Origin of the sequence: Citricoccus muralis, assembly GCF_029637705.1 — a bacterium.
In the GTDB taxonomy this organism is placed as follows: domain Bacteria; phylum Actinomycetota; class Actinomycetes; order Actinomycetales; family Micrococcaceae; genus CmP2.
The window spans coordinates 1,543,608-1,560,313 of record NZ_CP121252.1 but is presented as its reverse complement, the minus strand read 5'-3'; the positions used below and the strand labels follow the sequence as shown (position 1 = coordinate 1,560,313).

Annotated in this window: 12 protein-coding genes; 2 read left to right on the top strand and 10 right to left on the bottom strand. The window is 64.2% G+C overall.

Translation table 11 applies throughout. The features are described 5' to 3' along the window. Positions 1–8: 8 nt before the first annotated feature. From obgE to P8192_RS07110, 4 genes are all read right to left on the bottom strand, one after another. Positions 9–1,562, bottom strand: coding sequence for a GTPase ObgE (gene obgE / locus P8192_RS07125; RefSeq protein WP_278159671.1), 1,554 nt, complete (start codon positions 1,560–1,562; stop codon positions 9–11). Positions 1,563–1,657: 95 nt separating this feature from the next. Continuing rightward, positions 1,658–1,918: a 50S ribosomal protein L27 gene (gene rpmA / locus P8192_RS07120; RefSeq protein ID WP_270105370.1), complete on the bottom strand. Its 261-nt coding sequence runs from the start codon at positions 1,916–1,918 to the stop codon at positions 1,658–1,660. Between the two features lie 60 nt (positions 1,919–1,978). Further along, positions 1,979–2,287 (bottom strand): 50S ribosomal protein L21, encoded by a 309-nt coding sequence (rplU, locus tag P8192_RS07115; RefSeq protein WP_270105371.1) that lies wholly within the window; start codon positions 2,285–2,287, stop codon positions 1,979–1,981. Positions 2,288–2,550: 263 nt separating this feature from the next. Further along, on the bottom strand, positions 2,551–5,379 hold the full coding sequence (locus tag P8192_RS07110) for an Rne/Rng family ribonuclease (RefSeq protein WP_431521153.1): 2,829 nt from the start codon (positions 5,377–5,379) through the stop codon (positions 2,551–2,553). A gap of 465 nt (positions 5,380–5,844) precedes the next feature. Here P8192_RS07110 and P8192_RS07105 point away from each other — a divergent pair, with 465 nt between their 5' ends. Next, the gene (locus P8192_RS07105; protein ID WP_278159755.1) at positions 5,845–6,396 is read left to right on the top strand and encodes a vitamin K epoxide reductase family protein; all 552 of its coding nucleotides are present in this window, start codon (positions 5,845–5,847) and stop codon (positions 6,394–6,396) included. Between the two features lie 78 nt (positions 6,397–6,474). On the opposite strand, the gene ndk is transcribed toward P8192_RS07105, so the two are convergent. From ndk to P8192_RS07075, 6 genes are all read right to left on the bottom strand, one after another. Next, the gene (gene ndk / locus P8192_RS07100; protein WP_278159665.1) at positions 6,475–6,894 is read right to left on the bottom strand and encodes a nucleoside-diphosphate kinase; all 420 of its coding nucleotides are present in this window, start codon (positions 6,892–6,894) and stop codon (positions 6,475–6,477) included. Positions 6,895–6,999: 105 nt separating this feature from the next. Beyond that, entirely contained in the window at positions 7,000–7,470 is a 471-nt protein-coding gene (locus tag P8192_RS07095; protein ID WP_278159663.1) for a DUF4233 domain-containing protein, read from the bottom strand. Then, on the bottom strand, positions 7,467–8,981 hold the full coding sequence (locus P8192_RS07090; protein WP_278159661.1) for a bifunctional folylpolyglutamate synthase/dihydrofolate synthase: 1,515 nt from the start codon (positions 8,979–8,981) through the stop codon (positions 7,467–7,469). The genes P8192_RS07095 and P8192_RS07090 overlap by 4 nt, the downstream gene beginning before the upstream one ends. Then, complete coding sequence (ileS, locus tag P8192_RS07085) at positions 8,978–12,367, bottom strand: isoleucine--tRNA ligase (RefSeq protein ID WP_278159659.1); 3,390 nt, start codon at positions 12,365–12,367, stop codon at positions 8,978–8,980. The genes P8192_RS07090 and ileS overlap by 4 nt, the downstream gene beginning before the upstream one ends. A gap of 245 nt (positions 12,368–12,612) precedes the next feature. Then, positions 12,613–13,095, bottom strand: coding sequence for a hypothetical protein (locus tag P8192_RS07080; RefSeq protein ID WP_278159602.1), 483 nt, complete (start codon positions 13,093–13,095; stop codon positions 12,613–12,615). Further along, positions 13,092–13,907 (bottom strand): SDR family oxidoreductase, encoded by an 816-nt coding sequence (locus P8192_RS07075; protein ID WP_278159601.1) that lies wholly within the window; start codon positions 13,905–13,907, stop codon positions 13,092–13,094. The genes P8192_RS07080 and P8192_RS07075 overlap by 4 nt, the downstream gene beginning before the upstream one ends. A gap of 120 nt (positions 13,908–14,027) precedes the next feature. On the opposite strand from P8192_RS07075, the gene valS reads away from it, so the two are divergent. Further along, positions 14,028–16,700, top strand: a complete 2,673-nt coding sequence (valS, locus tag P8192_RS07070) for a valine--tRNA ligase (protein WP_278159599.1) — start codon at positions 14,028–14,030, stop codon at positions 16,698–16,700. Positions 16,701–16,706 lie beyond the last annotated feature (6 nt).

The window sequence follows — 16,706 nt, the reverse complement described above, 5'->3', positions numbered from 1 at the left end:
CTGATGCCTCAGTTCTGAGTGTCGGAGTCGTAGTCGGTCCACAAACCACTGCGACGTTCCTCGTCCATCTCCGCACGCACACCAGCACGTGCAGCCTTGAGGTCTTCGTATTCTTTGCGCTTCTCTCCGCGCGTGGGCCGCGACGTTTGCTCCATCCGCAAGTCCGAACCGCGGGGACCAGACAGAACCTCGGATCCGGTGGAGATGGTCGGCTCCCAGTCGAAGACCACGCCGGTCTCGTCGTCGCCGATCACCACAGTGTCCCCGGGACGGGCGCCGTCGGCGAATAGACGATCTTCGACGCCGAGTCGGTGCAGGCGGTCCGCCAAGTAACCCACGGCCTCGTCGTTGGTGAAGTCGGTCTGAGCCACCCACTTCTCGGGCTTGATACCGCGGATCCGGAACAATGGCTTAAGGTTGCGCTCTTCGCGACGCAGGGTGAACTCTTCGGGACGTCCGCCTTTGCGGCGCACTTTCGGCTCGATGGTGACCACCGGTGAGGCCTCCACCGGTACCTGTCGTGCTCGGGATTCTTCCACGAGCTCACCCATGGCGTACTTGAGCGGGTCCAAGCCCTGGTGAGCAAGTGCGGACACATCGAAAACTCGGTAGCCGCGCTCTTCGAGCTGTTCGCGCACCATGTCGGCCATTTCCGTGCCATCAGGTAAGTCGGTCTTGTTCAGCGCGATCAAGCGAGGGCGCTCATGCAACGGAATGAGATCCTCGGCCTGCTGTTCCGAAGTTGGTTCCACTGAGTACGCGGCTAGTTCGTTTTCGATCGCTTCCAGATCAGACAAGGGGTCGCGGTCGGTTTCCAAGGAGGCACAGTCCAAAACGTGCACGAGTGCGGCACAGCGTTCGACGTGACGGAGGAACTCGAGCCCGAGGCCCTTCCCCTGTGAGGCGCCGGGAATCAGCCCGGGTACATCGGCCACCGTGTAACGCATTTGCCCGGCCTGCACCACACCGAGGTTCGGGACCAGCGTGGTGAACGGGTAGTCGGCGATCTTGGGTCGCGCAGCAGACAGGGCGGCAATGAGCGAGGACTTTCCAGCCGAGGGGAAGCCAACGAGGGCGATATCGGCGACGGTCTTCAGCTCGAGGACGACGTCGGCGTGTTCGCCGGGGATACCGAGCAGGGCGAAGCCGGGTGCTTTGCGCTTGGGCGAGGCCAGGGCGGCATTGCCCAGGCCCCCGACGCCGCCATGGGCCACCACATATTCGGCGCCCTCCCCCACCAGGTCGGCCAGAATGTTGCCGTCGGCGTCCTTGACCACGGTGCCATCAGGCACGGACAGACGTAGGGTTTCACCGTTCTTGCCGTGGCGGTTGTCGCCTCTACCGGGCTCGCCGTTGCCCGCGGTGCGGTGCGGCAGGTGGTGGTAGGACAGCAGCGTGGTGGTCTGGGCATCCACCACGAGGGTGATGTCGCCGCCGTTGCCACCGTTGCCACCATCGGGCCCACCCAGCGGCTTGAACTTTTCACGACGCACGGAGACGCATCCGTGACCGCCGTTACCGGCGGTGGCGTGCAGGGTGACGCGATCGACGAACGCGGCCATCGGAACTCCTGTGGGTCGGGGACTGTTATTAAGACGACAGCGGGGGCGGACCAGCATGGGTCCGCCCCCGCTGGAGCGTAGTAGCTGGGCGCTGATTACTCAGCGGCAGCTGGCACGATGTCGACGACCTTGCGGCCGCGGCGCGAACCGAAAGCCACAGAACCGGCTTCCAGAGCGAAGAGGGTGTCGTCCTTGCCGATGCCGACATTGCGGCCCGGGTGGAACTTGGTGCCGCGCTGGCGCACGAGGATCTCGCCGGCGGAGACGGTCTGACCGCCGTACCGCTTCACGCCGAGGAACTGTGCGTTCGAGTCGCGGCCGTTCTTGCTGGAGCTGCCAGCTTTCTTATGTGCCATGACATACTTCCTTCGTTGTCAGATGTCGCATTCACCACCGCGGCGGTGACTGCAAAAAGCTTACTTGATCTCGGTGACCTTGACGGTGGTCAGCTCAGAACGGTGACCCTGGCGCTTCTTGTAGCCGGTCTTGTTCTTGTACTTCTGGATGACAATCTTCTTGCCACGGGAATGCTCGATAACCTCGGCGCTGACCTTGACCTTGGAAAGATCTTCAGCACCGGAGGTGACCTTGTCCCCATCCACCAGCATCAGAGCGGGAAGCTCAACGGAGCTTCCGGCCTCAGCGGGAACGCGGTCAAGGGTTACGAGGTCTCCCACGGAAACCTTTTCCTGGCGGCCGCCAGCGCGGACAATCGCGTACACCACTTGGGACTCACTTCTCTCGACGTTCAATGTTTACTTACTGTGCATTCTCGAGCACGTTGGTTTGTGACTTCATCCGATGGGACCGGGGCAGACCGCCTGGCCGAATCACGGCCGTAGAGCCGGTCAATTCTCAAGGGGCGAGACGTCACGGTTTCGCGAGTCTCCGGGCACACCAACACTGTCAGCTATCACAGCACCAGTCATCTATAGTACCCACAGCCCGGCGGCATCACCAAATGGCGCGCCCGAGTTCCATGGATGTGTCAGGAATCACGACCGGGTGAGGAAATCTCCTCGGCTTTGACACCCACACCCAGCATGACCGGCGCGGCAGCACCCTGCGGGGCAGCGGATCCGGTAGCCGCCGCGCTGGGAGCCTTCGCGGTGGCCTTGAAGCTGGATCCCTCACCGGAGGACTGAGCGTCATCCGTGCTCTGCACGGTGACGTTCGCGCCGTCCGACGACGCAGCACGACGGCGCCGGGGACGCGTGGTGGATGCGGCGGCACCCTGAGTGCGGGTCTGCTTCTCCTTTTGCTCTTCGGCTTGGTCAAGTGCGGAGTTCAGTTCGTTCAACTTCGCTCCGGCGTCCGGCGTCGAATCGTTGCCCTGGGTCGACTGATTCTGTGCCGGCGATGAGGCAGACCGACGCGAACGGCGCGACCGCGAGGAACGCTTCTGCGGCACCTCCACGGGCTCTCCCCCGATGGTCAGGGTCTCAGCGGGTTCAGCCGACTCAGGCGACTCGGTCGAGCCCTTGGCGTCGTCCTCCCCTGAGGTGGCAAGGTGGCTGGCCGCGGCAATGCTGGCCAGCGCGTTGCGGGTCTGTTCGGCGCGTGCCTCTCGATCTGCCTTCTCCTCCGGAGTTTCCTCCGGCTCATGGGCAACAACGCTCTGGTCCTGAGTCTGCTGCTGATCCTGGCCGTTGGACTGCTGATCCGAAGAACCGCGACGACGACGTCCACGACGAGAACCGGAGGAGGAGGAGGAGGAGGAGGAGGAGTTCTCCTGCTGATCCTGATCTTGGGAGTTATGGTGCTCGTTCTGTTGACGCCCACCCTGGTCGTTAGTGCGGTTGTTCTGACGACCGCGGCCCGACTTGTTTGAGCGCGGGTTGCCGTGGGAGTCGTGGCTGCGACGGTGCTCGATGGGTTCATCGTGGATGATGATGCCGCGGCCGTTGCAGTGCTCGCAGGATTCGGAGAAGACCTCGACCAGGCCGGTGCCCATGCGCTTGCGCGTCATCTGCACCAGCCCCAGGGAGGTGACCTCAGCGACCTGGTGCTTGGTGCGGTCCCGGCCCAGGCACTCCACCAGGCGGCGCAGCACGAGGTCTCGGTTGGATTCCAGCACCATGTCGATGAAGTCGATCACGATGATGCCGCCGATATCGCGCAAACGGAGCTGCCGGACGATCTCCTCGGCAGCCTCAAGGTTGTTCTTGGTGACGGTTTCCTCGAGGTTGCCGCCGGAGCCGGTGAATTTGCCCGTGTTGACGTCGACCACGGTCATCGCCTCGGTGCGGTCGATCACCAGTGAACCACCCGAGGGCAAGTTGACCTTGCGCTCCAATGCTTTGTGTAGCTGCTCATCGAGACGGTTGGCCTCGAAGAGGTCCTGACCGTCGTGGGCGTTCGGCTCCCACTTCTCGAGTCGATCCAATAGATGCGGTGCCACGTAGGTGACATACGCCTCGATGTTGTCCCAGACGGCGTCGCCCTGCACCACCATGGAAGAGAAATCCTCGTTGAAGACGTCGCGGACGACCTTGATCGTCAAGTCCGGTTCGGCGTAAAGCAGCTCCGGTGCGAGTACCTTCTTGGAGGTGGACTTCGACTGGATGGTCTCCCACTGGGCGCGCAGACGGTTGATGTCGTGCATCAGCTCATCTTCGGACGTACCTTCGGCGGCGGTACGCACGATGACGCCGGCGTTCTCCGGGAGGTGATCCTTAAGGATCTTCTTCAGCCGGTTGCGCTCGACGTCGGGAAGCTTTCGGGAAATACCGGTCATCGAACCACCGGGGACGTACACCAGATAGCGACCGGGCAGCGAGATCTGGCTGGTCAGGCGCGCACCCTTGTGACCCACCGGGTCCTTGGTGACCTGGACGAGCACAGAGTCGCCCGATTTCAGCGCGTTCTCGATCTTCTTCGCTTTGCCGTCCAGCTGAGCGGCGTCCCAATTGACCTCGCCGGCGTAGAGGACGGCGTTGCGACCGCGGCCGATATCAATGAAAGCCGCTTCCATAGAGGGCAGCACGTTCTGCACCTTGCCGAGGTACACGTTGCCGATCAGGGAGTCCTGGGTGGTGTTGGACACGAAGTGCTCGGCGAGCACACCGTCTTCCATCACGGTGATCTGGATGCGGTCTTCGTGCTGCCGCACCATCATCTTCCGGTCCACGGATTCGCGGCGCGCCAGGAACTCTGCCTCGGTGATCACATGACGGCGGCGCTGGCCACGGTTGTCGCGACGGCGCTGGCGTTTGGCTTCGAGACGGGTGGAGCCCTTCAGGCTGGTCACAGCGTCGGGCCCGGTAGAGGCGGCCTGGCGCGGAGCACGCACGCGGGTCACCGTGTTCTCCGGGTCGCCCTCGGAACCACCATCCAGTTCCATATCGGAATCACCACGGCGGCGACGACGGCGACGACGGGTTACCCCGGAGCCGGAGTTCTGGTCATCACCGTCACGCGAGTCACCGGACCCCTGGTCCTGGTCCTCGGCGTCGTGGTTGGAGGAATCCTGTTCGTCGGAATCGGCGGAAGCTTCCGCATCGTGGCGATCGTTGCGGTTCTGGTCGGAGCCAGCGGTGCGGTTGCCGCGGGAACGGCGCCGACGCGACCGGTTCCCGGAGCGGGACGCCCCGTCGCGCTCGTCGTCGGAGTCGTCCGAAGTGTCATCGTCGGCGTCCTGCGGTGCCGGCTTCTGCTTTTTGACGGGCGGAAGGTGCGAGAAATCCGGAGCCTGGAAGAGCAAGTCCATCTCGCTCACGGCCGGCTGTGCGGTGGTGTTCTCGGTGGTTGATTCAGTTGTCTCGTTCGATGGTGTGGCTGCCATGGCAGCGCCTCCTTGCCCCTCGCTGGGCCACACCCCGCAGCCTGGGGCTGTCCGGTTCGCGTGGTCCGTGGATCGGCCGACGCCGGTGCGGCGTCCTTAGGTGCTCGATACACACCGCGAACTCAAAGTCGTGAATGAACTGTCGTGGCAGTCCCCACTGGATGCGGGGCGCTGACCGACAGAACCAACGGCGGCCAGTCCTGGCCCGTCCACCCAGCAGTTGTGAGGGGTCAGCTCGGCCGAAATGCGACCGTGCTGACCGAGCATCCGGGGGTCTTGTTCCTCCACCGGCGCTCCGGGTCTTGTCTGGCGGCTCAGCGGCCGTCCGTAGGATCTCGATGACGGTGTGGTCGCCATCGGGTCGATGACCATTGTCTCACACAAGACGATTCCCCGCTGGAGACGAGGTGGCGCGCGTATGCTGAAGTGGTGACGACGCATGTGAACACCACTGAAGACGAGACCACGAACGCTCCCGTTGACGCCCGGCGTGTCGGGATGGCTTGGACGCTACTCATCACCGGCCTGATCGGCATGGGAGCCACCATCACCCTGGTGTATGAACGGGTGCAATTGTGGATGGATCCGAACCATGTGACCAGCTGCGATATCAACCCCTGGGTGTCCTGTGGCCAGGTAATGCAGAACTGGCAGGCGACACTATTCGGTTTCCCGAACCAGTTCATCGGTATGGTGGCGTTTCCGATCGTGATTACCGTGGCGATGACCCTGTTCGCAGGGGCACGGCTGCCGCGCTGGTACTGGCTAAGCCTGAACGTGGGCGTGGCGCTGGGCTTTATTTTCTGCGTCTGGCTCTGGTCGCAGTCGGTGTTCGTGATTTCCGTGCTGTGCCTGTACTGCATAATCGTCTGGGCCGCCATGATCCCGATGGTGGTGCTGGTGACGGTGCGCAATATGGTGTGTGGCGTGCTACCGGTGTCGGAGCGGGCGGCGTCGTTGGCTTCCATGCTGGCCTGGCCGGTGATCGTGCTGCTGTACGTCGCCGTCGCCGCCTCGATTCTGCTGCGCTTTTCCAACGCCTTCATCTAATGACTGGGTTAAACCTGTTGCGCCCCTCCGGAAAGGAAGGGGCGCAACTGTCTGTCAGTGGTCAGGATCCGTGGTGGATCAGCCGAACCAGATCTCGATTTCGCGATCGGCCGACAACGTGGAGTCGGAGGCGTGGATCAGGTTCTTCTGCACCGTGCCGGGCCAGTCACGGCCCAGGTCACCGCGAATCGTGCCGGGGGCAGCCACGGTGGGGTCGGTCGTGCCGGCCAGGGAGCGGATGCCCTCGATGACGCGGTCGCCTTTGACGATAGCGGCCACGACCGGGCCGGAGGACATGAACTCGAGCAGCGGCTCGTAGAACGGCTTGCCCTGATGCTCTTCGTAGTGGGCGGCCAAAACCTCGCGGTCGGGGGTGGTCATCGCCAGTTCGACGATGGTGTAACCTTTCCGCTCGATGCGGCTGAGAATCTCGCCGGTCAGGTTGCGCTCGACGCCGTCGGGCTTGATGAGGATCAGGGTGCGTTCGGTGGTGCTCACGAATACCTCGTTCTTCCGTGATGGCAGCCCGGCGTGCACCGGGTGCATCGGTTTGTTCTGGGGTCCGGTCTCACTATATCCAACATCGCTTCGGTGACCCGCGGGTCACTCCGGATGCGTGCGTCGATACTCTTCTTCGGCGGCATCACGTACCGCATTTTCGCGATCAAGGGTGCGCCCCTTGATGACGGCGTAGGCCCAGGCCGCAACGAATCCGATGGAAGCCAGGAAGACCATCGGCTCGATGAAACCCAGGGCCAGGAAGAGTACCTGAATGCCCCAGCCGATGCCGTACCCGACGGGGTGGCGCAGCCAGGCGCAGGTGGCGATGCACAGCCCGGCCAAAGACAGGGTTCCGCCCAACGCCCACCACGCCCATTCGGCGTCGCGGTTCAGGTTGAAAATCGTCAGCGCAACGAAGAACAACACAATAGCCTCGAAGGTGAGCACCACCGAGGAGAACATGGTGCGCAGGGAGCGCCGCTTCTTGAGCTGACCGGGCGTCCAATTGCGCTGAGATTTCGTTTCGCGCGCCGGGCGCCAGGATTCGTGGCCCGGGAGTTCCTTTTCGCTCACGCCTCACCCTCCGAGTCCTCATCCGAATCTTCGTCCGTCACTGGAGGCTCCATGGCTTCCAGCACGGCGAGCTCGGCCGAGACGTCCAGGGGGTCCACCACGACACCGGCGTCGGCCTGGTCCGGTCCGGGGCCCAATAGGTCACGCAGCTGTCCGATCAGGGTGATCGATCCGGTGACCAGTATTCCGCCGCCAACGCCCTCGGGCTGAGCCGCAGTGATGTTCTGTGCTTGGTCGACCGCCCAGCGCAGCGCGCCGACGACGTCGTCGGAAACGTGGATATCGTCTTCATCCCAGCCGGCGTCCAGCGCGGTCTCCCCCAGTTCCTCGGCGGAAACAGCACGCGGCGAGTCGGAGGCGGTCAGGCAGAGCAGTGCGCCGTCGAATTCTTCTCGCAGTGCCGTAAGGATGCCGAGCGAGTCTTTTTCGGCCAGAATGCCCACCACGAGGACGGTGCGGCTAAACCCGAAAGCTTCCTGCACTGCGGCGGCGGCGACCCGGATACCTGCGGGGTTGTGGGCGGCGTCAATCACCAGGGGCGGCTTGGTTTTGAGGACCTCGAGCCGACCCGGTGAGGACATCAGCGTCAAGGCTTGCGCCAGCACGTCCTCGCCGAGTTCGGTCTCTCCCCCGCCGATGAACGCTTCGACCGCAGCGACGGCGACCGATAGATTTTCGGCTTGGTGGGCGCCGTGCATCGGCAGCATGAGATTCTCGTAGGTACCGGCCAGCCCGACGAGAGTAACCTGCTGACCACCGACCGCGACGTTTCGCTCGCTGACACCGAACTCGATGTCCTGGAACCGGAAGGCGGCGCCGACTTCGCGCGCCCGATCCAAGAGCACTTGGGCGGCGTCCGGGTCCTGGCGGGACGACACGAGGAAGCCACCGGGCTTGATGATGCCGGACTTCTCCTCGGCGATCTCGCCTTCGGTGTCGCCCAATAGCTCGGTGTGGTCGAGGGAGATAGGGGTGATCACCGATACTTGCGCGTCGGCGACGTTGGTGGCATCGGTCACCCCGCCGAGACCGACCTCGAGGATCATCACGTCCACCGGGGCATCGGCGAAGATGGCAAAGCCCAGCGCCGTGACCGCTTCGAAGTAGGTGAGCCGGTTCTCGCCGGCCTCGATCAACTCAGCGTCAACGAGGGTGACCAGTGGAAGGATCTCGTTCCACACCCGCACGAAAGTTTCTTCCTCGACCGGTTCGCCGTCGAGACAGATCCGCTCCGTGACCGAGACCAGGTGCGGCGAGGTGTAGCGTCCCGTGCGTAGCCCGTGGGCTCGCAACAGTGCCTCGATCATCCGAGCGGTGGAGGTCTTCCCGTTGGTGCCGGTCAGGTGAATGACCGGAGCGGAGCGCTGGGGTTCGCCCAGCAGCTCCATGATCCGGCGCATGGGTTCCATGCGCGGCTCCATGCGGTTTTCCGGGGCCCGGTCCAGTAGGTCTGCGTAGACTTCCGCGGCGGTGGATCGCTCGCCGGTGGTGGTGGGGTCTTCGGCGCTCATGATGTTCCTTCGACTCGGGTCACCGTGACCTGCACGGATTTGGAAGCGTCATCGGTGTGCGAGGCGCGCTTGTCTTCAGCCCCGTTCTCGACGAACTCGACCTCGGTGCTCAGTGTCTCGTCGGCGATAAGGTCGCGGTGAGCGGTGATGGCGGCAATCACCGTCGCGGGACCGGAGATGGTGGTGGTCACACGGTCGGAAACCTCCAGACCGGCGGCCTTGCGCGCGGCTTGCACGGCTCGCACGGTGTCGCGGGCCACGCCTTCAGCGGCGAGAACATCGTCGACGTCTGTAGCCAGCATCAAGAATCCGCCGGGAATCACGGACACTACGTTTTCGCCCTCGGAGGCTGCCGGGTCGACCTGAGTGGCGAGGGCGTATTCGCCTTCGACCAATTCCAGGCCTCCGGCGACGACCGCACCGTCGGCGTCGATGGACCAGTCCCCCGACTTCGCCGCCTTGATCACGGTCTGCACGTTCTTGCCCAGACGCGGACCAGCGGCACGGGCGTTGACGACCAGCTGCTGAGTGATGCCGAAATCTTCCGGCGAGGCTTCGGCGGCATCGAGCAGGTTCACTGACTGCACGTTGAGTTCGTCGGCGATGATGCTGCGGTAGGCGCCCTCGAGTCCGGCGGCGTCGGGAACCACCACGCTGAGCTCACGCAGGGGCAGACGCACGCGTCGCTGGGCGGTTTTACGCAGTGAGGAGCCAGCCGAGGTGATAGTACGCACCAGATCCATGCGCTCCTGCATCCGTTCGGCTTCCGGGCCGCTCGGGAACAGCTCGGCGTCGGGGTAGTCCGTCAGGTGCACGGAGCGGCCTCCGGTGAGCCCGCGCCAGATTTCCTCGGCCACCAACGGCATCAGCGGTGCGGCGGCGCGCACGGTGGCTTCGAGCACAGTGTAGAGCACGTCGAAGGCCACCGGGTCTTCGTCGAAGAAACGCGTGCGGGACCGGCGGATGTACCAGTTGGTGAGCACGTCGACGTAGGTGCGCAGCGCGTCACACGCATCGGAGACCTCGTAGGAGTCCAGCGCGGTCTTCACTTCGCGCACCATGGTTCCGGTGGCGGCCAGGATGTACTGGTCTAGCGGGTCATCGGAACGGTAGCGCGTCTGAGCGCGGTAGCCGTCGGGGCGGGTGCCGTTGACGGTGGCCGTGTTGGCGTAGAGGGTGAAGAAATGGAAAGCGTTCCAGACCGGCAGGATCACCTGGCGGGTGGCCTCGCGGATGCCTTCCTCCGTGACGATGAGGTTGCCGCCACGCAGAATCGGGCTGGACATGAGGAACCAGCGCATGGCATCGGAGCCGTCGCGATCCAGAACTTCGGAGACGTCCGGGTAGTTGCGCAGCGACTTCGACATCTTCTGCCCGTCGGAGCCCAGCACGATGCCATGAGAGATCACGTTCTTGTAGGCGGGTCGGTCGAAGAGCGCCGTCGAGAGGATGTGCATGGTGTAGAACCAGCCACGGGTCTGTCCGATGTACTCGACAATGAAGTCCGCCGGATGATGGGTGTCGAACCAGTCCTTGTTCTGCATCGGATAGTGCACCTGGGCGTACGGCATGGAGCCGGAATCGAACCAAACGTCGAGCACGTCGGGTACGCGACGCATCATGGACGCACCGGTGGGGTCGTCCGGGTTCGGGCGCACCAGCTCGTCGATCCACGGGCGGTGCAGGTCGACCTCGCCGTCGGCGTTGCGCGGCAGGGTGCCGAACGCTTCTTCAATCTCGGCGATAGACCCGTAGACCTCACGACGGGGGAACTCCGGGTTATCGGACTCCCAGACGGGGATCGGGGAACCCCAGTACCGGTTCCGGGAGATCGACCAGTCGCGGGCATTCTCGAGCCACCGGCCGAACTGGCCGTCTTTGACGTTCTCGGGGATCCAGTTGATCTCCTGGTTCAGGTCCACCATGCGTTGTTTGAACTCGGTGACCGAGACGTACCAGGAGGTGATCGCACGGTAGATCAGCGGCGTGCGGCAGCGCCAGCAGTGCGGGTAGGAGTGTTCGTAGGAGGCTTCGCGCACCAGCTGACCCTGGGCACGCAGGGCCCGGATAATGGTGCGGTTGGCGTCGAAGACCTGGACTCCGGCGATGTCCTTGAGCACGCCGCCGCCCACGGTCTCGTCGCCAAAGAGCGGCAGGAAGCGCGCGCCTTCGTCCACGGAGAGGATCACGGGGATCCCGTTCGCCTCGGTCACCCGCTGGTCGTCCTCACCGTAGGCGGGAGCCTGGTGCACAATGCCGGTGCCATCGGTGGTGGTCACGTAGTCGTCGGCAAGGAATCGGAAGGCGGCCTCGGTGCCGTACTTCTCGGCGTCGGTGAAATAGTCAAACAGCGGCGCGTAGCGCAGTCCGGCGAGGCTGGCGCCGACGTAGCGCTCGGTCACCGCGGCGACGGCGTCCTCCGCAGACGCGTAGCCCAAGTCGGAGGCGTGGGCGCCGACCAGGTCTTCGGCCAGCAGGAACCGCGTCCCACTCAAGGTCTCGACGCTGGCACCGTTGGGTCCGATCGGAACCACGGCGTAGGTCACTTCGGGGCCGACGGCCAGGGCCAGGTTCGTCGGCAGGGTCCAGGGCGTAGTGGTCCAGCCGAGGGCTCGCACCCCGGTCAGTGATGCGGCGGTCGCTGCGTCGATGCCGCCGTCGGGGATCAGCGAGGCATCCTCCGGTGCCCCGAGGATCTCGAAGGCGACCGTCACCGAGGGATCCTGGCGGTTCTGGTAGACGTCGTCGTCCATGCGCAGCTCGTGGTTGGACAGCGGCGTCTCGTCTTTCCAGCAGTAGGGCAGCACCCGGAAGCCCTGGTAGGTCAGCCCCTTCTCGTGCAGGGACTTGAACGCCCACAGCACCGACTCCATGAATTCGGGGTTCAGCGTCTTGTAGTCGTTCTCGAAGTCGACCCAGCGAGCCTGCCGGTTGACGTAGTTTTTCCACTCTTCGGTGTATTTGAGCACGGAGGCCCGGCAGGCGTCGTTGAACTTGTCGATGCCCATGGACTCGATCTGAGCCTTGTCGTTCATACCCAACTGCTTCATGGCTTCAAGTTCGGCGGGCAGACCGTGGGTGTCCCAGCCGAAGCGGCGCTCCACACGGCGTCCCTGCTGGGTCTGGTAACGGGCCACCAGATCCTTCACGTAGCCGGTCAGCAGGTGGCCGTAGTGCGGCAGACCATTGGCGAAGGGCGGGCCGTCATAGAAGACGAACTCATTCGGGCTGCCGTCGGGATTCTCAGCCGGGCGCTGATCGACGGAGGCCTGGAACGTGCCGTCCTCGTCCCAGTAGCGCAGCACGCGCTCTTCGATCTCAGGGAATCGGGGCGTGGCTGGGGTGGAGCCGACGGTGTGGGGATCAGAACTCGCCAGGGGGTACACGGTGCGCCTTCCAGGTTCAGCATCGGCCGTGACGAGGTGTCACGACAGCAACAATGTCCATTGGTGCAAGGACGCAAATACTCGCGCGGTACCACCCTGCTTGTTTCTCCACCTCAAGAGCGGAAAAACCACTTGTGACAGCTGTCTCGGGCTGACCCGGCCGGTTCTACTGAGCGCCGTGATGACGGTGCGGTTCTTCCGGCAGCTCCCCGGTGATAGCCGGTTCATCGCTTCTACGATGCATTCTATGCCTCCGGGGAGGCCGCGGGCGAATCTGATGACGGCGCGGGCTGATCGAACCATTCCAGCATCGTCCCCAGTACTCCGGCCCCAGCGATCATCCAGAGACGCGGATGCTGGCTCCCCAGGGCGCGCACGCCCTTTTCGATCCAGCGGTCTGCCAGCACAGAGGTGGTCATCCCGAAAGAGGCGACGGCACCGGCTGCCACCGTCAAGATCGCCACACCCTGGATGGTGCGGGAACGATGGGGACCTGTTGCGGGAGCCTCATGATCGCTTGTCGCAACCGGAGTTGAGGCATCGCGGGCGCGCGCCACGAGCAGACCGGCCCCCATCGCCGCGGCACCGAGCGCGGCCGATACGGCGGCAGTGCGACCCAGAGGCAGTCGTCCCAGTGGAATCGCGGTGGCAACTGCGGTGGTGGCACCCATGAGCACCGCCCCACGGAGCCGCTTCGTCGTCACCGACATCGTCATGGCCTCACTCATGCACCGGCGCCTCGGATCACCTTGTGCTGTGCGGCCTGGGCGACCGGGCGCATCACAATCTGATCCAGGTTAACGTGATGCGGCAGGGACACCGCGTAGAAGCACACGTCAGCCACGTCTTCGGCCGTCAACGGCTTCTCGACACCGGCGTACACGTTGTCCGCCGCCTCCTGGTTGCCGCGCAACCTCTTCACCGAGAATTCTTCGGTGTGCACCATGCCGGGCAGCACTTCGACCACGCGGATGTTGTGCTCGGCTTCCTCGAGACGCAGGGCCCCGGTCAGTCCGTGCGCGCCATGCTTGGCGGCGTTGTAACCACCGCCGCCCTCATACGCGACCACACCGGCGGTCGAGGTCAGATTCAGGACGGTGCCCTTACCGGAGTCCCGCAGCATCGGCAAGAACGCCTGGGTCACCCGCAGGGTCCCGATGACGTTGACCTGAAACATCCATTCCCAGTCGTCCACGGACCCGGCACCCACCGTGTCAGTACCGAGGGCTCCACCGGCAATGTTCAGCAGGCTGTCGGCTCCACCAGCACGCTCGACCGCTTCACGCACCGATTCCACCGCGGTGGCGTCGGTGACATCCGCGGCCAGTGGGACGACGACGCCGTCGTAGCTGGCTGCCTCTTCCACGAGGCTCTCCAGCCGGTCGGCCCGACGAGCCACCGCAAATACGCGCCAACCGTTCTCGGCCAGTTGAAGGGCGGTGGCGCGGCCAATACCGGAGGAGGCTCCGGTGACAATGGCGGAACGGGAACGATCGATGGAAATAGACGCGGCAGGTGCGTCGGTGATGGGTTCAGTCATGTTTCCACCCTAAACGAGCAACTCGGTGGCTGACGAGGTGATTTCGCGACGCCCACACTCACCGGTCTAAGGAGGACACCTGGGCCGGTTCGCCGCGCCTTCTATGGGACAATGTCCACCATGGCTGAACTGAACCAGGGCATAGACGCGCCCGCATCCGTGACCGTTCCCGATCGACCCGGCCTCGAGGGCCTTGAGGACAAGCTCACCGCCCGGTGGCGCTCCGAGGGTACTTACACCTTCGACCCCGAAACCACCCGTGAGAACGTCTACTCCATCGACACTCCCCCGCCCACGGCCTCCGGCTCCCTGCACGTCGGCCACGTCTTCTCATATACGCAGACCGACGTCATGGCACGCTACCAGCGCATGTGTGGCAAGAACGTGTTCTACCCGATGGGTTGGGACGACAACGGCCTACCCACTGAGCGCCGCGTGCAAAACTACTACGGCGTGCGTTGCGACCCCACCAAGCCCTATATCGAGGGATACCGCCCGCCGGAAACTCCCGCCAAGAACCAGCGCGACTGGGATGTGATCTCCCGCCAGAATTTCATCGAGCTGTGTGAAGAACTCGCTGTTGAGGACGAGAAGGTCTTCGAGAACCTCTTCACCCAGTTGGGTCTCTCGGTGGACTGGAACCTCACCTACCGCACCATCGATGACGTCTCCCGGGCCGTCTCACAGCGGGCATTCCTGAAGAATTTCGCGCAGGGAGACGCCTACCTGGCCGAAGCACCCACCATGTGGGATGTCACCTTCCGCACCGCTGTGGCCCAGGCCGAGGTGGAGGATCAGGAGCGCGACGGCGCCTACCACCGCATCTCCTTCCACCGGCACGACGCCGCTGATGAGGCTTCGAGCCGCATCTGGATCGAGACCACCCGACCGGAGCTGCTGGCATCCTGTGTGGCCCTGGTGGCGCATCCGGATGATGAGCGTTACCAGCCGCTGTTCGGCTCCACCGTGACCTCCCCGCTCTTCGGCGTCGAGGTCGAGGTGAAGGCCCACCCACTGGCTCAACCCGACAAGGGTTCCGGCATCGCCATGATCTGTACCTTCGGGGACTCCACCGACATCACCTGGTGGCGAGAACTCAACCTACCCACGCGCGCGCTGATCGGCCGCGATGGCCGTTTCGCCGCCGAGACCCCGGAGTGGATCACTGATGAGGCCGGTCGGCAGCGCTATGAGCGTCTCGCTGGCGCCACGGTGTTCTCGGCACAAAAAGCCGTCATCGAGATGCTCAACGAGACCGGTGAAACGGAAGGCGAACCGCGCAAGATCACTCACCCGGTGAAGTTCTTCGAGAAAGGCGACAAGCCACTCGAGATCGTGACCTCCCGCCAGTGGTACCTGCGCAACGGTGGTCGCGACGCCGATCGCCGAGCCGCCCTGATCGAGCGCGGCAACGAGTTCACCTGGCACCCGGGGCACATGCAGGCCCGCTACACGAACTGGATTGATGGCCTCAACGGCGACTGGCTGGTTTCGCGTCAGCGGTTCTTCGGTGTGCCGATCCCGGTGTGGTACCCGCTCGACGCTCAGGGGGAACCGGACTACGAGCACCCGATCGTCCCCGACGACGCGGCGCTGCCCATCGACCCGATTGCCCAACCCGCACCCGGGTACACCGCCGACCAGCGTGATGTTCCCGGTGGTTTCACGGGCGACCCGGACGTGCTCGATACCTGGGCAACCTCCTCGTTGACGCCCCAGATTGTGGGGCGTTGGTCACGCGATGACGCGTTCTTCGAGAAGGTTTTCCCCTTCGACCTGCGCCCCCAGGGTCACGACATCATCCGCACGTGGCTATTCTCCACCGTGGTGCGCGCCGATGCTCTCAACGGCGCCGCCCCCTGGCGGAACACGGCACTGTCGGGGTGGATCTTGGATCCAGACCGGAAAAAGATGTCGAAGTCCAAGGGCAACGTCGTGGTTCCCTCGGACATTCTCGCTGAGTATGGCTCTGACGCGGTTCGTTACTGGGCGGCTTCCGCCAAGCTCGGTGCCGACACTGCGTACGAAGTGGCCCAGATGAAGATCGGACGCCGCCTGGCCATCAAACTGCTCAACGCCTCCAAGTTCGTGCTGAATCTGGGTGCCACCGCAGACTCCGTGGTGCGTGACGCCCAGGGCGCGGCCGTAATCACGAACCCGCTCGATCGATCACTGCTGCGTCAGCTCAGCGACGCCGTCCAGCAGGCCACCGCGGCGTTTGATCGCTACGACTATGCTCGGGCACTAAATGTGACCGAGACCTTCTTCTGGCAGTTCACCGACGACTACGTCGAACTCATCAAGGACCGGGCCTACGGCGGTCATGGTGAGGGCGAGAAGGAATCCGTGGTCGCCACCCTGGCTACCACTCTCGATGCGCTACTACGACTGCTCGCACCATTCCAGCCTTTCGCGACCGAAGAGGTCTGGGGTTGGTGGCGCACCGGTTCGGTCCACCACACGGCCTGGCCCGGTCACGGCGACACCATCGCGGGCATCACCGCTGCCGGCTCCGAGGGTGATCCCGAGGTACTCACCGTGGTGGCTCGGGCACTGGCAGGTATCCGCAAGGCGAAGTCCACGGCCAAGGTCAAGCAGCGCACCGCCGTCATGACCGCGACCATCCGCGGTACGGAGTCACGTTTGGCTCAGCTGCGAGGCGGCGTCGCCGACCTGCAGGCGGCTGGCAATGTCGAGCACCTGGAGTACAGCCCCGAGCTCACCAATCCGGAGTCGGATCTTGAGGTGACTGACGTGGAGCTGGCACCGGCCGAGGAGACCCCAGCCTCCTAGTGCCAG